The following is a 16,031-nucleotide window of genomic DNA, read 5'->3' as shown; positions in this document are numbered from 1 at the left end:
GCGGACATAGGGGGCATATCAGAATGGGAGCGCTTTCACACCTGACGGACCGTCAAACGTGGTCCCCGGCGACCTTCACATGTCATTGACATCTCCGGCACCTGGCGCGCTAATGCGACCACCGCACCACAGCCATGAGCAACGAGCCGCACCACATACCAAACCGGCCACCCTTTCCCGCGCCAACAGGTCAAGGGTGGCCGGTCCGTCGGCACAGGAGTGCCGGTCCCATGTAAGCACTCAATGCCTTGGGCCGACACCTCCTGTGATCACTTACGGCTGCCCAACTGCCGTATCGCATACGAGGATCACGACCCAAGGGGGCACCACCCAGTGAGAACGACCCGTAAGCGAAGTCTGGCCTGCGTGGGAGCGCTGGCCCTAGCCGTGGGGGCGGGTGTCGTGGGGCTCGCGGCCCCCGCGAGCGCCGTGACGGGCACCGCCACGGCCAGCATGCACTGCCAGCTGCCACCGGGCTCTCCGTCGCCGAACCCGCGCGACATGAACTCCACGTACACGGTGGAGGTGCCGGACGAGGTACAGCCGGGCGATGTCCTGCCGGCCGGTTCGGTCAAGGTGACACCCTCGCCGACCGGCGTGACGGTGCCGTTGCAGCTGACGCTGACGATGACGCCGTCGGTCACCTTCGAGCTGGAGAACGCGGGGATCCCGGCCGGCACCAAGGTGACCGTCACCGGCGCCGTTCAGGACCCGCAGACCGTCCCGGCGAACGGTGAGCCGTCGATCGCGCCCTGGACCAACAACGCGCCGATCACCATCCCGGCGTCCGCGAGCCCGGGTGCCATCAAGTGGCTGGCGGATTCGTCCAAGACCATCACCACGATCACCAACCCGCCGCTGGGCGCGCAGGAAACCACGTGCACGGCGAACGCGCCGAAGGTCGCCATCGTCACCAACCAGATCCCGGTGCCGACCGTGCCGACCACGACCAAACTGACCCCGAACAACGGTGGTCCGGGGACGGCCGTGACGGCGACTGGTGTCAACTTCGCACCAGGGCCGGTGACTTGTACCGCGTCCCTGGCCGGCGTGGACACCGACACCGGTACGGGAACGGCGGACGCGGCCGGTAACGCGACCTGTTCGCTCACGGTCACCACCAAGGCGGACAGCATCCGGATCGGCGCCACCCCGGGCAAGGCCTTCGTCTGGGTCACCCCGATCGAAGGCGTGCCGCACCCTGTCGACATCGAGGTGCTTCCGGGCGCTCTGGCGATCGGACCCGCGGGCGGTCTGCCCACGCTCGACCTGGGCTCGATCACCATCAACGGCAAGTCCCAGACGGTGACGGGCACCTTCAACGCCGCCGCCGTACAGGACTTCCGCGGTGGCAGCCTCGGCTGGGACGTGACCGTGACGAGGACACCGTTCCTCAACACGGCCACCGGGCACGCGATGAACACAGCGGCGCTCACCATCGCGCCGACCTGCGCCGTGACCAACCCGGACAGCCCGAGCCCATGCGCTGTGGGCGCGGCCGGTGCGATCACGGACACACCGAAGCAGGTCGCCTCCCAGGCGCCCGGCGGTGAGGAGCTGACCGGTGGCGAGTTCGCGGTCGGCGGTGGTGCCTCGCTGAAGCTTCCGCCGTTCATGTTCGCGGACGCCTATCAGTCGGTCGTCACGTTCTCCATGGCGTAACCCCGCAAGGGGGCGGGGCGCGCTCCGGCTCGGTCACTTCAGGGCGTGCCCCGCCCCAACTCCCGTACGACTCAGGCTTCTTGGAGCAGGCATGACCAGACCGTACGCGTTGATCGTGGCCGCAGTGGTCGGCCTGCTCATCACCCTCACAGGACCGCCGACCACCGCCCGCGCGGCGGACAACGGCACCTGGGCGGTCTTCCCCACACCGCCGGAGGGCTCGGACAAGCGCACCCGCGAGTACTTCGCCCATGAGGCGGACCCGGGCGGCGAGATCGAGGACAGCGTCACCATCGCCAACACCTCGGATGAGGCCCTCACCTTCCGGGTCTTCGCCACGGACGCGATCAACACCCCGCAAGGCGGCGCGTTCGCGCTGCTGCCGGTGGAGCGCGAGCCGACGGATGTCGGCACGTGGATGCTGCTCGGCAAGAACGACGCCGCCCGGGACACCACCCTCACGGTCGAGGCGCACCAGCGGGTGGACATCCCGTTCCGCCTCAAGGTGCCCGCCGACGCCACCCCCGGTGATCACATCGGCGGCATCGTGGCGCTCAACACCAAGGTGGAGAGCATCCGCAAGAAGGACAAGGTCCAGGTGGGCGTGCAGCGTTCGGTCGGCGCGCGGATGTATCTGCGGGTCAGCGGGCCTCTCGCACCCGACCTGGCGGTCGAGTCGGTCTCGGTCGATCGCGCCGCTCCCCTGATCCCCTGGGTCTCGGACGCCAAGGCCACGGTCCGCTACGTCCTGGTCAACCGCGGCAACGTCCGTCTGCGCCCCACGATCCAGCTCTCCGCGGAGGGCCTGTTCGGGCGCGACGTCCTGACCCAGCGCCCTCGCGCCCTGAAGCTGGAGCTGCTGCCCGGCCAGCGCGTGGAGTTCACCGAACCCTGGGCGGGCTCACCCCAGTTGGACTGGGTGACGGTGAAGGCGAAGGCCGGCGCGTTCGACGAGCCGAAGGTGGCGCAGACGACGCGCGAGACCTCCTTCCTGGCCGTGCCCTGGCCGGCCCTCGGCGCACTCTTCACGCTGGCCCTGCTGGTCTGGGTCGGCCGCCGGATCCGCCGCGCGGGCGGTCCGCGCGCGCTGTGGCGCCGGCTGAGGTCCCGTCTGCGCGGAACCCCGAAGTCCGCCGACTCCCGTGATACCGATGAGGAATGGACATCCGCCGCGCCACCGACGTTGACCAGGTGACAGCAGCAGCCCACCTCTTCGACGCCCCGCCCCGCGAGGAGGCCACCCGCCGCTTCCTCGCGGCCGGCGGCCACCACATGTTCCTCGCGTACGAGGACGGCGTCCCCACCGGCTTCGTCACCGGCATCGAGATCCATCACCCCGACAAGGGGGTGGAGATGTGCCTGTACGAGATGGGCGTGGACGCTCCGTACCGACGCAGGGGGATCGCGACGGCACTCATCGGCGAACTCGCCGCCCTGGCTCGGAAGCTGGGGTGCTACGACATGTGGGTGCCGGTGGACACGGACAACGAGGGGGCGCTGGCGACGTACCGGGCGACCGGTGCGCGGCAGGACGGGGTGTGCGCGGTGCTGACGTGGGAGTTCGGCGGGTAGCGGTACGGCTTGCGGTACGTGCTCACAGCGTGCGCAACAGCAGCATCCCGCCCAGGGCCAGCATCGTCACCGCCACCGCGCCGTCCACCACCCGCCAGGCCGTCGGCCGCGCGAGGACACCGCTGAGCAGCCGCGCCCCGTACCCGAGGGCCGCGAACCACACCAGGCTGCCGAGCATCGCGCCGGCGCCGAACACCCACCGCAGGTCCCCGCGCTGCGCGGCCACCGAGCCGAGGAGCAGCACCGTGTCCAGGTAGACATGCGGGTTCAGCCAGGTCAGCGCCAGGCAGGTGAGCACGGCGGCCCGTATCGAACGCGTCCCCGCGCCCTGCGCCCGCAGCCCCTGGCCACCGTCCGCCGGACGCAGCACGCGCCGGGCGGCCAGCACGCCGTATCCGCTCAGGAACGCGCCGCCCGCCAGGCCGACGACCGTCATCGCGGGCGGCCAGGCGGTGACCACGGCACCGAGGCCGGCCACTCCGAGGGCGATCAGGACGGCGTCGGATGCGGCGCAGATGGCGACCACCGGGAGCACGGCCTGTCCGCGCACGCCCTGACGCAGCACGAAGGCGTTCTGTGCGCCGATGGCGACGATCAAGGAGAGTCCGGTGCCGAAGCCGGCGCCGACCGCCGGGAGAAGTCCGCTGTTCATGCCTTCGACGCTAAGGATCAGCGAGCCTTCAGTACAGCTAAAGTTTCTTACGTACCCTTAGCGCTCGTAATGACTCTGGCTGGAGCGGCCATGCCGATGGAACTGCCCCACGACCTGGTCCGCACCCTCCTCGCCGCCGTCGACGAGGGCACCTTCGACGCCGCGGCGGCCGCCCTGCATCTGACGCCCTCGGCGGTCAGCCAGCGGATCAAAGCCCTCGAGCAGCGCACCGGGCGGGTGCTCCTGATGCGGACGAAGCCGGTGCGGCCGACCGAGTCCGGCGAGGTCGTCGTGCGTTTCGCGCGGCAGCTCGCGGCCCTCGAGCAGGCGGCGCACCTGGACCTCGGACTCGAGGACGACCCCGCGGACGACGGACCGCGCGGGGCGGCCCGGCTGCCCATCGTCGTGAACGCGGACACCCTGGCCACCTGGTTCCTGACCGCCCTGATCCGGGTGCCGCAGGACCCGCCGGTCTGCTTCGAGCTCCTGCGCGAGGACGAGGGGCACTCCGCGAAGCTGCTGCGCGAGGGCCGCGTGATGGCGGCGGTGACCTCGTCGGCGGAGCCGGTGGCGGGGTGCACGGTACGGCCGCTGGGCCTCTCGCGGTATCTGCCGGTCGCCACCGCGGAGTTCAAGGAACGGCATCTGACACCGGGACCGCTGTCCCGCCGGCTGCCGCAGGCACCGGTGGTGGTCTACGACCGGCGCGACGAGCTCCAGGACCGCTTCGTCCGCACCCTCACGCGCGGCCGCGCGGACGCCGGTCCGCTGCGCCACTACGTCCCCACGTCCGAAGGATTCCTCGACGCGGTCGCCGCCGGCCTCGGCTGGGGTCTGATCCCCGACCTCCAGGCCGCACCGCTCCTGAGCTCCGGCGCCCTCACCGCACTGGCGCCGGGCAAGCATCTGGACGTACCTCTGTACTGGCAGCAGTGGAAGCTCGACGTCCCCGCCCTCGCGCACGTCGCGGCAACGGTCACCGAGGCGGCCGCCGAGTTCCTGCACCCACCGGGCTGACCCGCAGATCTTGGTGACTCAGGTCCCGCTTATCCGGGTCTTATGTCCGGCCGTACGCCCTCCGCGCCTCCCTAGGGTTGCCATGATCAAGGCGAACACCCCCAGCAGAGGCAGAGATTCATGAAGCGCACCCTCGCGGCCACGGCCGCCCTCGTCGTCCTCGCAGCCGGCGCCACCGCTTGCGGAGCGGGCTCGACCGTCGACACCGGCGCGGCGCTCCTGAGTGCGCTGACCAAGGCGTCCGACCAGACGCAGAAGGCCGGCTCGGCCGAGGTCGCGATGAGCACGGACCTCGGCCAGGGCGACCCCATCGCCATGGAAGGCACCTTCGCCTGGGGCAAGGGCGGCGGGATGGCGTACGACGTGCGGATGGACGCCGCGGCCGCCGGGATGAGCGCCCTGGTGGAGGGCGACAAGGTGCGCGCGCTGCTCGTCGACGGCGCCTACTACTACAACGTGCAGCCGCAGGCCGCGGGCCCGCTGGCGAACAAGCACTGGGCGAAGGTCGAGGTATCGGCCGTGCTCGGCGAGGAGGCCGCCGAGCAGGTCGCCGTGTCCGGCGACCCGACGTCCGGCCTGCGTGGCATCAAGGACGCCAAGGACGTCGAGAAGGTCGGCGAGGAGACGGTCCTCGGCAAGAAGACGACGCACTACAGGACCACGTTCCCCGCGGACTCGCTCGGCGGCGCCGGGGAAGGACTCGCCAACGCGATCGGCAAGGACTTCGACAAGGTCACCATGGAGATCTGGCTCGACGGCCAGAACATGCCGGTCCGCATCAAGCAGGACATGGGCGCCATGAAGATGAGCATGGACTTCAAGAAGTTCGGCGCCGCGAAGAAGATCACGGCGCCGCCCGCGAAGGACACCGCCGACCTGTCCAAGATCATCGAGGAGCAGATGCAGGGCTCGTGACCTGCCCGGGTCCGCCCTCCCCCGCTCCGATCCGCTCCACCAGCTCACGCGCCGCTCCCCGCGGCAGCCGCCCGTGCACCATCTCGACCCGGTGCACGATGTGCGGCGCCGAGACCGCGGTCACGGTCACGCCGTGCAGCCGCCGCGCCGTGGAGTCCGGCAGCACGGTGAGTCCGTGGCCCGCGCGGACCAGGGCACCGAGGGTGAGGACGTCCGTGCCTTCGTAGGTCGTACGGGCGCGGAACCCGTCGGTGCCCGCCGCCACCCGCAGCCGCGGCAGCGGAACTCCCGTGTCGGGGGCGTCGATCCAGTGCGCCTCGCTCAGGTCCGCGAGGCGTACGGAGGGACGGCCGGCGAGGGGGTGCTGGGCGGGCAGCACGACCGCCAAGGACTCCTCGGCGACCCGCACGGTGGTGAGCGGCCCGAGGTCCGCGAGCGCGAGCGGGTCGCTGGGAGCGGCCGCTCCGTCCACGAGGGCGAGGTCGACCTCGCCTGATGTCACGGCTCTCAGTGCTTCGTCCCGGCCCAGGACCCTGAGGCTCGGACGGTCCCCCGGCAGGGGTGCGGCAAGGAGCGCGGGGTGCGACAGCGGCGTACAGGCGAGGGAAATCCCTTGCTGTGGCGCCTGGTTGAGCCGGGCCAGATCGGCGCGGGCCGCGTCGAGGCGCAGGAGCAGCGGGCGGGCGTGCTCCATGAGCCGGGCCCCGGCCGCGGTCGGGGCGACGGGCCGGCGGGTCAACAGCGGTGCGCCGAGGTCGGATTCGAGGGCCGCGATGTGCTGGGAGACGGCCGACTGCGTATAGCCGAGCGTGCTCGCCGCGACGGAGAACGAACCCTGGTCGACGACGGCGACGAACGTCCGCAGGAGATGAGGATCCACGTCCGTCAGTCTGTATCAGGCCGTATCGGGCCGCACCAGGCTGCATCAGTACTGCTGATGCAGCCTCCAGGAATCATCGTTGGACCTGATGTGGGCTCCGGGCTCACGATGCGGACATGACGACTGCCCTGCCCGTTACGGGACAAGAAGCACATACAGCACGCGCAGCGCGTATCGCCCTCGTCGGCGACCGCTCCCCCAACGTCCGCTCCCACACCCGCATCCCGGGCCTCATCGGCGCGCTGCGCGAGCGCGAGCACCTCGATCTGGAGGCGTACTGGATTCCGACCGAGGAGGCGGCCGCCCAGGGGGTGGACGGCTTCGACGGGATCTGGGTGCTGCCGGGCAGCCCCTACCGCAGCGAGGCGGGCGCCCTCAGGGCCGTGCGCACCGCACGGGAACAGCGCATCCCGTTCCTCGGGACCTGCGGCGGATTCCAGCACGCGGTCCTGGAGTTCGCACGGAACGTCTGCGGTCTCGCCGATGCCGCGCACGCCGAGAACGACCCGACGGCCGAGAGGCAGCTGATCGTGCCGCTCGCGTGCTCCCTGGTCGGACACGAGGGCGCCGTCCGCCTCGAGCCGGGCACCCTGGCACGGGAACTCCTCGGCACCGAGCGGTCACTGGAGCGCTACCACTGCTCGTACGCCCTGGTGGAGGACTATCTGGGCACCCTGCGCGAGCACGGCCTGCACTTCAGCGGTACGGACGACGAAGGCGCCGTCCGCGTCGCCGAGCTACCGGGCCACCCGTTCTTCCTCGCCACCTTGTTCCAACCGGAACTGACCGACGCCGGCACCCGCCCGCACCCTGTGATCCGCGGCTTCGCCGCGGCGGCGGTGAGAGAGGCCGCCGCGGCGAAGACCGCCATGTGATCAGTGGTTGCGCGGGAAGCCCAAGTCCACGCCGGCCGGCGCCTCGGACGGGTCCGGCCAGCGGGTCGTGACGACCTTGCCGCGGGTGTAGAAGTGCGTGCCGTCGTTGCCGTAGATGTGGTGGTCGCCGAAGAGCGAGTCCTTCCAGCCGCCGAAGCTGTGGTAGCCGACGGGGACCGGGATCGGGACGTTGACGCCGACCATGCCGGCCTCGACCTCCAGCTGGAAGCGGCGGGCCGCGCCGCCGTCGCGGGTGAAGATCGCGGTGCCGTTGCCGAAGGGCGAGTTGTTGATGAGGGCCAGGCCCTCCTCGTACGTGTCGACGCGCAGGACGCACAGGACCGGGCCGAAGATCTCGTCCTTGTACGCGTCGGCCGTGACGGGGACGCGGTCGAGCAGCGAGAGCCCGATCCAGTGGCCGTCCTCGTGGCCCTCGACGGTGTAACCCGTGCCGTCGAGGACGACCTCGGAGCCCTGGTCCGCGGCACCGTGCACGTACGAGGCCACCTTGTCGCGGTGGGCCGCGGTGATCAGGGGGCCCATCTCGGACGCCGGGTCGTTGCCCGGACCGATCTTGATCTTCTCGGCGCGCTCGCGGATCTTCGCGACCAGCTCGTCACCGGTCGAACCGACGGCGACCACGGCGGAGATGGCCATGCAGCGCTCGCCCGCCGAGCCGTACGCCGCCGAGACAGCCGCGTCGGCGGCCGCGTCGAGGTCGGCGTCGGGCAGGACCAGCATGTGGTTCTTGGCGCCGCCGAGCGCCTGGACGCGCTTGCCGTTGGCGGAGGCGGTGGTGTGGATGTAGCGGGCGATCGGGGTCGAGCCGACGAAGGAGACCGCCGAGACGTCCGGGTGCTCCAGGAGCCGGTCCACGGCCACCTTGTCACCGTGCAGGACGTTGAACACACCGTCGGGCAGGCCCGCTTCGGCGAGCAGCTCGGCGATCTTCATGGCCGCCGACGGGTCCTTCTCCGAGGGCTTGAGCACGAAGGTGTTGCCGCACGCGATGGCCAGCGGGAACATCCACATCGGCACCATGGCCGGGAAGTTGAAGGGCGTGATGCCCGCGACCACACCGAGCGGCTGCCGGATCGAGGCCACGTCCACACGGCTGGACACGGAGGTCGACAGCTCGCCCTTCAGCTGCACGGTGATCCCGCAGGCGAGGTCCACGATCTCCAGACCGCGCGCGACCTCGCCGAGCGCGTCCGAGTGCACCTTGCCGTGCTCGGCGGTGATCAGCTCGGCGATCGCGTCACGGTTCGCGTCGAGCAGCGCACGGAACTTGAACAGGACGGTGGTGCGCTGGGCCAGCGAGGACTGCCCCCAGGTCGCCCAGGCCTCCTTCGCGGCGGCGACCGCCGCGTCCACCTCCTCGACGGAGGCGAAGTCGACCTGCGTGGTCACGGCGCCGGTCGCCGGGTCGGTGACCGGCCCCGAGCGGCCCGAGGCGCCCTCGACCGTCTTGCCACCGATCCAGTGGTGCACGGTCTTCGTCACGGCGTTCGTCATGGCGTACTCCTCGAACTCCTGCTGGTTGTCACAGATGGCGCCGGGCCGACGGTCACAGATGACGCCTACGGGCCCGCACTCGCCTCTCATAGGTCCGGCGCGCCTCGACCGCCGCCTTGCGGCTCGCGGTCTCGGCCACGGGAACATCCCACCACGCCTGCGCGGGTGGCACGCCCGACACTGTGTCTGCGGATTCGGTCTCGACGTAGACACATGTGGGAACGGTCGCCGCGCGCGCTTCGCGGAGAGCTTCCCGCAGCTCACGTACGGTCTTGGCGCGCAGCACCCGCATCCCGAGGCTCTCCGCGTTGGCCGCGAGATCCACCGGCAGCGGGTCCCCGGTGTACGTCCCGTCCTCGGCCCGGTACCGGTATCCGGTCGCGAACCCCTCGGCCCCGACCGACTCGCTCAGGCCGCCGATCGACGCGTACCCGTGGTTCTGCAGGATCACGACCTTGATCGCGATCCCTTCCTGCACGGCGGTGACGAGTTCGGTCGGCATCATCAGATACGTCCCGTCGCCGACCAGCGCCCAGACCTCGCGCGCGGGGTCTGCGAGCTTGACGCCGATGGCCGCCGGGATCTCGTAGCCCATGCAGGAGTAGCCGTACTCGACGTGGTACTGGTCGCTGCGGCGGGTGCGCCACAACTTGTGCAGATCGCCGGGCAGGGATCCCGCGGCGTTGATGAGGACGTCGCGGTCGTCGGCCAACTCGTCCAGGACACCGAGCACTTGGGCCTGCGCGGGCCGTGCCTCCTCGTCGGGCGCCGCGTAGGCCTTGGTGACCAGGGAGTCCCACTCCGCCTTGGCCCGGCCGTACTCGGTCGCGTACGACCTGAGCAGGCGGTAGGCGGGGATCAGCTCGGTGTCCGCGGTGCGCTCCGTGAGGAGGTACCTCAGCTGCATCAGCCCGGCGGCCGCGTCCCCGACAAGTGAGATCCCGCCCATCTTGTGGGAGTCGAACCCGGCGATGTTGAGGTTCACGAAGCGCACATCCGGGTGCTCGAAGAGCGTGCCCGAGGCCGTCGTGAAGTCGGTGTAACGCGTGCCGATCCCGATCACCACATCGGCGGTGCGGGCGATATGGTCCGCGGCGGCCGTGCCCGTGTGCCCGATCCCGCCGAGGTCGGCGGGGTGGTCGTGGGGCAGCGATCCCTTGCCCGCCTGGGTCGAGGCGACCGGGATCTTCGTGCTGTCGGCGAACGCCTTCAGGGCGGCCTCGGCTCCGGCGTGACGGACACCGCCGCCCGCGATGACGAGCGGCCGCCGTGAACGGCGGATCAGCGCGACCGCCTCGTTCAGGTCGCGTTCGTCCACCTGCGGCCGCGGGATCCGCCACACCCGCTCCCGGAAGAACTCCTCGGGCCAGTCGTACGCCTCGGCCTGCACGTCCTGCGGCAGCGCGAGCGTCACCGCGCCCGTGTCCACGGGATCCGCAAGCACCCGCATCGCGCTCAGCGCCGCCGGGATCAGCGCCTCGGGGCGGGTGATCCGGTCGAAGTACTTCGACACCGGCCGCAGACAGTCGTTCACCGACACATCGCCCGCGTACGGCACTTCGAGCTGTTGCAGTACGGGGTCGGCGGGCCGCGCCGCGAAGACGTCGCCCGGCAGCAGCAGTACGGGCAGGTGGTTGACGGTGGCGAGCGCGGCGCCGGTCACCAGATTGGTGGCCCCGGGGCCGATGGAGGTGGTCACCGCGTGCGTGGACAGGCGCCGCGAGTGCCGCGCGTACCCGACCGCCGCGTGCACCATCGCCTGCTCGTTGCGCCCCTGGTGGAAGGGCATCGCGTCGCCGTACTCGACGAGTGCCTGCCCGAGGCCGGCCACGTTCCCGTGCCCGAAGATCCCCCAGGTCGCGGTGATCAGCCGCTGCCGGGTCCCGTCGCGTTCGCTGTACTGCCGGGACAGGAAGCGTACGAGCGCCTGGGCCACGGTGAGTTTCATCGGTAACCCTCCGCATAGTCGGGGTGGAACCGGATCCGCCACTCACGGCCCGCGCCCGGACCGGCCATCACGTTCAGGTAGTACATGTCGTGCCCTGGCTGCGCGATGGAAGGCCCGTGCCAGCCGTCCGGGACCAGGACCGCGTCCCTCGTACGGACTTCGGCGAGCACATCCGTACCGCCGTCGCGGGACGGGCTCACGCGCTGGTAGCCGAGGCCTTCCGGGCCGCCGTCGATCTCGAAGTAGTAGATCTCCTCCAACTCGCTCTCCACGTCCGGCACGTGCTCGTCGTGCTTGTGGGGCGGATACGAGGACCAGTTGCCGCCTGGGGTGAGCACCTCGACCGCGATCAGCCGGTCGCACTCGAAACTGCGTCCACCATCGCCTCCGGCGGGGGCGGCCGCGGCGAAGTTGCGGACCTCCCGCGTACAGCGGCCGCTGCCCCGGCGTTCGATGGGAACCTCCGCCGCGGGGCCGTAGCGAGCCGGGAGTCTCCGCTCGCATTTCGCTCCTGCCAAAGCGAACCGGCCTCCCACGGCGGAGGCGATCTGGGTGTGGGCGTCACGCGGTACGTACGCGAAATCGGTGGCACCCGCGTAGACATCCTTGCGCCCGCCGAGTTCGATCATCATGCCGTTCACATAAACGGTGCAGCCCCCGGTCAGCGGCAGCACGATCCACTCGCTGCCGCCGCTCACCAAGGTGTGCGAACCGCCCGGCGGCAGATCGAGCACCCGCAGGGACGCGAACGTCCATCCGGCCCGCTCCGGGTCGATGTCCAGGGCGTACGGCCCGTGCGCCGTCTCCCCTGCCCGTACATGCATCGCGACTCACTCCCTACAGCAGGCCCACAGCGGTCTGGACGGCCGCCGCCACATCGTCATCCGGCGGATAGAGCAGCGAACGGCCCACGACAAGCCCTTGCACGGTGGGCAGTTGCAGGGCCCCCCGCCACTTCTCGTACGCGGCGTCCTGATCGGCATGCGTATCGCCGCCGAGGATCACGGACGGCAGCGTCGAGGCCGCCATGACGCGCGCCATGTCGTCCGGGTTCTCGGTCACGGGCACCTTCAGCCAGGTGTACGCGGAGGTGCCGGCGAGTCCGGAGGCGATGGCGATGGAGGTGGTGACGGCCTCGGCGGACAGGTCGTTGCCCAGGCGACCGTCGACGCGCCGTGACACGAACGGCTCGACGAACACCGGCAGCCGGCGCTCCGCCATGTCGTCGATGACCCGGGCGCTGGAGTGCAGGGTGGCGAGCGAGCCGGGGTCGTCGTAGTCGATCCGCAGCAGCAGCTTGCCGCCGTCGAGCCCCGAGCGCTCGAGGTCGGCGGGCCGGTAGCCGGTGAAGCGGTCGTCGAGCTCGAAGACCGAGCCGGCGAGCCCGCCCCGGTTCATGGAGCCGAGCGCCACCTTGTCGTCGAGCGCCCCGAGAAGGAGCAGGTCGTCGAGGATGTCGGCGGTGGCCAACACGCCGTCCACACCCGGGTGTTCAAGGGCCAGGCAGAGACGGCCGAGAAGGTCGAGCCGGTTGGCCATGGCGAGCTGCCGGCCGCCGACGGAGAGCGCGCCGCGCGCCGGATGGTCGGCGGCGATGATCAGCAGCCGTCCGCCGGCGCCGATGAGTGCTCTGCGGCGTCTGCGTGCGGCGGCCTCCGCGACGGCCTCGGGGTGCAGGGCCCGGGTCCGCGCGAGTTCGGCGGGACTGATCACGGGGACGCTCACAGGACCGCCTCGACCTCATGCGGATACGGCATCGCGGAGGAGCAGGCCAGCCGCGAGGCGACGATCGCTCCGGCGGCGTTCGCGTACCGCATGATGCGCTCCAACTCCCAGCCGGCGAGCAGTCCGTGGCACAGCGCGCCGCCGAAGGCGTCACCGGCGCCGAGCCCGTTGACCACCTCGACCGGCACCGGTGGGACCTCGGCGCTCTCGCCCTTGCTGTTGAGCGCGAGCACGCCCTTGGGTCCCTGTTTGACGACGGCGAGCTCGACCCCGCGGTCCAGCAACTTCCGCGCGGCGTCCAGAGGGTCCCGGGCACCCGTGGCGATCTCGCACTCCTCCAGATTGCCGACGGCGACCGTGGCGTGGGCGAGGGCCTGCTCGTAGTACGGGCGCGGCTCCTCGTTCCAGGCCCCCTTCTTCCAAGCCCCCTTCTTCCAAGCCCCCTTCTTCCAAAACGTGGGCCGCCAGTCGAGGTCGAAGACCGTGAGGCCCGCGCGGTCGCGGGCGGCGAGTGCGGTGAGGGTGGCGTCGCGGCTGGGCTGTTCGCTGAGGCCGGTGCCGGTCATCCAGAACACCCGCGCCGCACGCACCGCTTGGAGGTCGAGCTCGTCGGGGCGGATCTCCAGGTCCGGCGCCTTCGGCTGCCGGTAGAAGTAGAGCGGGAAGTCGTCCGGCGGGAAGATCTCGCAGAACGTGACGGGGGTCGGCAGTCCCGCGACCTCGGTCACCCAGCGGTCGTCCACGCCGAACTCCCGCAGCGCCTGGTGGAGATACGTGCCGAACGGGTCCGCCCCCGTGCGGGTGATCACCGCGGTGCGCCGGCCGAGGCGGGCCGCGGCGACGGCGACATTGGTGGCGGAGCCGCCGAGGAACTTCCCGAAGCTCTCGACTTCGGCGAGCGGCACACCGGTCTGCAGGGGGTACAGGTCCACGCCGATCCGGCCCATGGCGATCACGTCGAACTGGTCCTGCTGGCCTTGCGGTTCGGACACCGGCCACACCCTTTCGGTTCCGCCCTGGTCCATGTCGTACCGCCGACTCCAGGTCTAATGCCGTGCGCGCCACACTGTCAACGCATTGTCCTTACATTCGGACCATGGGCCGTCCCCCTCCTTGACACCCTTCTCATACCGCCGGAAAGCTGGCGCCCATGACGCAAGGGCACGGACTGTCGCGCATCCGTATCGGCTCCGCTCCCGACTCCTGGGGTGTGTGGTTCCCCGACGATCCGCGGCAGGTGCCCTGGCGCCGATTCCTCGACGAGGTCAGTGAGTCGGGTTACGAGTGGATCGAGCTCGGACCGTACGGCTATCTGCCCACCGACCCGGAGGTGCTGCGCGCCGAGACCGAGCGGCGGGGTCTGAAGGTGTCGGCGGGCACGGTGTTCACCGGTCTGCATCACGGCCCGTCCGTGTGGGACGCCACGTGGGAGCAGGTCTCGCGGGTCGCGTCCCTCGCCCGGTCGCAGGGTGCGGGCCACCTGGTCGTGATCCCGTCCTTCTGGCGGGACGACAAGACGGGCGCGGTCCTGGAGGACCGTGAGCTGACCGCCGCACAATGGCGTGAACTGGCCCATGGATACGAGCGGTTGGCGCGCGAGGTCGGCGACACGTACGGCCTGCGGATCGTCGTCCATCCGCATGCTGACACCCATATCGACACCGAGGACAACGTCACGCGTTTCCTCGACGCCACCGACCCCGATCTGGTCTCGCTGTGCCTGGACACCGGGCACTACGCGTACTGCGGCGGCGACAACGTGAAGCTGATCGAGACGTACGGCTCGCGGATCGGCTATCTGCACCTCAAGCAGGTCGACCCGGCCGTGCTCGCCGCCGTACAGGCGGAGGACCTGCCGTTCGGGCCCGCGGTCGCACGCGGTGTGATGTGCGAGCCGCCGGCCGGGGTCCCGGCGCTGCAACCCGTCCTGACGGCCGCCCAGGCGCTCGGCATCGAGCTGTTCGCGATCGTCGAGCAGGACATGTACCCCTGCGAGCCGGACCGCCCCCTGCCCATCGCGCGCCGCACCCGCGCCCATCTGCGCTCCTGCGGGGCGTGACACGAGGAGGAGAACGTGGTGCGGACGAAGGCGCCCAGAACGCTGCGGTGTCCGGGCGGCACCTGGGAGCGGGCCCTGGGCACGCCCCATCCGCGGCTGCGGCCCGGGATACTCGGCTACCGCGGCTTCCGGTTCGCGCTGCCCGGACCTCGGCGCCGGCTCGAAACCCCGGTCGCCGCGGTCACGTTGCTGCTCGGATTCGACCGGCCGCTGCGGGTGCACCACGCGCACCGGCCGACGGTCTCGCGGGTCTGCGCGGTGTCCGGGCTCGCGACGACGGCGGTGGTCGGCGAGCACGACGGGCGGCTCTCGGGGATCGAAGTGATGATCGCGCCCTGGGCCGCTTTCACGCTCTTCGGTCTCGACCAGCATGAACTCGCCGACCAGGTGGCCGATCCGGACGAGGCGCTGCCGGCCGGGCGCGGGCGGTGGGGTTCGGTGGACAGCCTGGCGGACGCCCTGGGGTCGCTGCCGACCTGGCACGCACGCTTCGCCCTGCTCGACGAGGTCTTCACCCGCTGGTCGGAGCAGGGCGCGCCCTCGTCACCGCGCACGGTCGCGGCCTGGAACGAGCTGGTCCGCACGTCCGGCGCCGTCCCCGTCTCCCATCTCGCCGAACAAGTCGGCTGGAGTGTGCGCCAGTTGGAGATCCGCTTCCGGGAGCAGATCGGGCTCAGCCCCAAGGCGGCGGCGCGGGTGCTGCGGCTGCAGCGGGCGCGCCGGCTGCTCGCCGCGGGCCGTACGCAGGCGGAGACGGCGGCGGCCTGCGGGTTCTACGACCAGTCGCATCTCAGCGGCGAGTTCCGCGCGATGACCGGCTGTACGCCGGGCGAGTTCGCCTCGGCCCGCCGCTCCCCGGCCACGGAGTCCGGGCCCCCGCATCCCGACCGGCTGCAGGGCGAGGCCACCAGCCTGCTGCTCCCGGCGAACGGAACTGCGCCTTTCTCCAATACCGAACCGGTCCGCTGAGGCACCCTGATCAGGCCGACCTTCCGCCGGGGGAACGGGGGTCGCCAAGGGCCGGGCTCCGTCGCAGGGAGTCCGGCCCTTTGTCTGCCTCCGTCGCCCGCCTCCGTAGCGCGCGGATGCGCTTTTAGTACGGTCATTCCGGGCAAAGCACCACGGATTCGCGACAAACGTCCCCCTTCCGTCACAGGTGTCTCCCTCACGCGGGTTTCCCGTCACACCCCCTCAACAGGCACACCCCCCTC

15 protein-coding genes are annotated in these 16,031 nt (G+C 70.9%); 8 read left to right on the top strand and 7 right to left on the bottom strand.

The features are described from left to right. The first annotated feature begins 333 nt into the window (after positions 1-333). From G6045_RS13540 to G6045_RS13530, 3 genes are all read left to right on the top strand, one after another. Positions 334-1,662 (top strand): hypothetical protein, encoded by a 1,329-nt coding sequence (locus G6045_RS13540; RefSeq protein ID WP_328707762.1) that lies wholly within the window; start codon positions 334-336, stop codon positions 1,660-1,662. Between the two features lie 91 nt (positions 1,663-1,753). Then, positions 1,754-2,857 (top strand): WxL protein peptidoglycan domain-containing protein, encoded by a 1,104-nt coding sequence (locus G6045_RS13535; RefSeq protein ID WP_165332172.1) that lies wholly within the window; start codon positions 1,754-1,756, stop codon positions 2,855-2,857. After that, positions 2,821-3,234, top strand: a complete 414-nt coding sequence (locus G6045_RS13530; RefSeq protein ID WP_165332171.1) for a GNAT family N-acetyltransferase — start codon at positions 2,821-2,823, stop codon at positions 3,232-3,234. Before G6045_RS13535 ends, G6045_RS13530 begins: the two co-directional genes overlap by 37 nt. Before the next feature lie 22 nt (positions 3,235-3,256). Here G6045_RS13530 and G6045_RS13525 read toward each other — a convergent pair whose 3' ends face one another. Beyond that, on the bottom strand, positions 3,257-3,886 hold the full coding sequence (locus G6045_RS13525) for a LysE/ArgO family amino acid transporter (RefSeq protein WP_165332170.1): 630 nt from the start codon (positions 3,884-3,886) through the stop codon (positions 3,257-3,259). A gap of 90 nt (positions 3,887-3,976) precedes the next feature. Here G6045_RS13525 and G6045_RS13520 point away from each other — a divergent pair, with 90 nt between their 5' ends. Then, positions 3,977-4,903 carry a LysR family transcriptional regulator ArgP gene (locus G6045_RS13520; protein WP_206343693.1) on the top strand — a complete coding sequence of 309 codons (927 nt, stop codon included), beginning with the start codon at positions 3,977-3,979 and terminating at the stop codon, positions 4,901-4,903. A 120-nt stretch (positions 4,904-5,023) separates the two neighbouring features. Beyond that, positions 5,024-5,818 carry a LolA-like protein gene (locus G6045_RS13515; RefSeq protein ID WP_165332169.1) on the top strand — a complete coding sequence of 265 codons (795 nt, stop codon included), beginning with the start codon at positions 5,024-5,026 and terminating at the stop codon, positions 5,816-5,818. On the opposite strand, the gene G6045_RS13510 is transcribed toward G6045_RS13515, so the two are convergent. Beyond that, positions 5,790-6,698: a LysR family transcriptional regulator gene (locus tag G6045_RS13510; RefSeq protein ID WP_165332168.1), complete on the bottom strand. Its 909-nt coding sequence runs from the start codon at positions 6,696-6,698 to the stop codon at positions 5,790-5,792. The genes G6045_RS13515 and G6045_RS13510 overlap by 29 nt on opposite strands. 116 nt (positions 6,699-6,814) lie before the next feature. On the opposite strand from G6045_RS13510, the gene G6045_RS13505 reads away from it, so the two are divergent. After that, positions 6,815-7,573: a CTP synthase C-terminal region-related (seleno)protein gene (locus G6045_RS13505; RefSeq protein ID WP_165332167.1), complete on the top strand. Its 759-nt coding sequence runs from the start codon at positions 6,815-6,817 to the stop codon at positions 7,571-7,573. Here G6045_RS13505 and mmsA read toward each other — a convergent pair whose 3' ends face one another. The 5 genes from mmsA to iolC form a co-directional block, all read right to left on the bottom strand. After that, positions 7,574-9,076, bottom strand: coding sequence for a CoA-acylating methylmalonate-semialdehyde dehydrogenase (gene mmsA, locus G6045_RS13500; protein WP_165332182.1), 1,503 nt, complete (start codon positions 9,074-9,076; stop codon positions 7,574-7,576). 64 nt (positions 9,077-9,140) lie between these two features. Then, positions 9,141-11,036 (bottom strand): 3D-(3,5/4)-trihydroxycyclohexane-1,2-dione acylhydrolase (decyclizing), encoded by a 1,896-nt coding sequence (gene iolD, locus G6045_RS13495; RefSeq protein WP_165332166.1) that lies wholly within the window; start codon positions 11,034-11,036, stop codon positions 9,141-9,143. Next, positions 11,033-11,860 carry a 5-deoxy-glucuronate isomerase gene (iolB, locus tag G6045_RS13490; protein ID WP_165332165.1) on the bottom strand — a complete coding sequence of 276 codons (828 nt, stop codon included), beginning with the start codon at positions 11,858-11,860 and terminating at the stop codon, positions 11,033-11,035. The genes iolD and iolB overlap by 4 nt, the downstream gene beginning before the upstream one ends. A gap of 13 nt (positions 11,861-11,873) precedes the next feature. Then, entirely contained in the window at positions 11,874-12,761 is an 888-nt protein-coding gene (locus tag G6045_RS13485; protein WP_328707761.1) for a Cgl0159 family (beta/alpha)8-fold protein, read from the bottom strand. After that, positions 12,758-13,708 (bottom strand): 5-dehydro-2-deoxygluconokinase, encoded by a 951-nt coding sequence (gene iolC, locus G6045_RS13480; protein WP_235967868.1) that lies wholly within the window; start codon positions 13,706-13,708, stop codon positions 12,758-12,760. The genes G6045_RS13485 and iolC overlap by 4 nt, the downstream gene beginning before the upstream one ends. Positions 13,709-13,911: 203 nt before the next feature. Between iolC and G6045_RS13475 the strand changes: the two genes are divergently transcribed. Then, complete coding sequence (locus tag G6045_RS13475; RefSeq protein ID WP_165332163.1) at positions 13,912-14,820, top strand: sugar phosphate isomerase/epimerase family protein; 909 nt, start codon at positions 13,912-13,914, stop codon at positions 14,818-14,820. Positions 14,821-14,835: 15 nt separating this feature from the next. Further along, positions 14,836-15,789: a helix-turn-helix domain-containing protein gene (locus G6045_RS13470; RefSeq protein ID WP_328707760.1), complete on the top strand. Its 954-nt coding sequence runs from the start codon at positions 14,836-14,838 to the stop codon at positions 15,787-15,789. Positions 15,790-16,031 lie beyond the last annotated feature (242 nt).

It is taken from the genome of Streptomyces mesophilus, assembly GCF_011044995.1.
Lineage (GTDB): Bacteria > Actinomycetota > Actinomycetes > Streptomycetales > Streptomycetaceae > Streptomyces > Streptomyces mesophilus.
The sequence above is the reverse complement of the archived record's forward strand: the minus strand, read 5'-3'. Positions and strand labels throughout refer to the sequence as shown.

What these genes read in the sequence shown, in the direction of transcription:
- G6045_RS13535 (WP_165332172.1), top strand. Translation starts at nt 1,754, where the DNA reads ATGACCAGACCGTACGCGTTGATCGTGGCCGCAGTGGTCGGCCTGCTC.
- G6045_RS13530 (WP_165332171.1), top strand. Translation starts at nt 2,821, where the DNA reads ATGGACATCCGCCGCGCCACCGACGTTGACCAGGTGACAGCAGCAGCC.
- iolB (WP_165332165.1), bottom strand. Translation starts at nt 11,860, where the DNA reads ATGCATGTACGGGCAGGGGAGACGGCGCACGGGCCGTACGCCCTGGAC.
- G6045_RS13525 (WP_165332170.1), bottom strand. Translation starts at nt 3,886, where the DNA reads ATGAACAGCGGACTTCTCCCGGCGGTCGGCGCCGGCTTCGGCACCGGA.
- G6045_RS13505 (WP_165332167.1), top strand. Translation starts at nt 6,815, where the DNA reads ATGACGACTGCCCTGCCCGTTACGGGACAAGAAGCACATACAGCACGC.
- G6045_RS13475 (WP_165332163.1), top strand. Translation starts at nt 13,912, where the DNA reads ATGACGCAAGGGCACGGACTGTCGCGCATCCGTATCGGCTCCGCTCCC.
- iolC (WP_235967868.1), bottom strand. Translation starts at nt 13,708, where the DNA reads ATGGGCCGGATCGGCGTGGACCTGTACCCCCTGCAGACCGGTGTGCCG.
- iolD (WP_165332166.1), bottom strand. Translation starts at nt 11,036, where the DNA reads ATGAAACTCACCGTGGCCCAGGCGCTCGTACGCTTCCTGTCCCGGCAG.
- G6045_RS13515 (WP_165332169.1), top strand. Translation starts at nt 5,024, where the DNA reads ATGAAGCGCACCCTCGCGGCCACGGCCGCCCTCGTCGTCCTCGCAGCC.
- G6045_RS13520 (WP_206343693.1), top strand. Translation starts at nt 3,977, where the DNA reads ATGCCGATGGAACTGCCCCACGACCTGGTCCGCACCCTCCTCGCCGCC.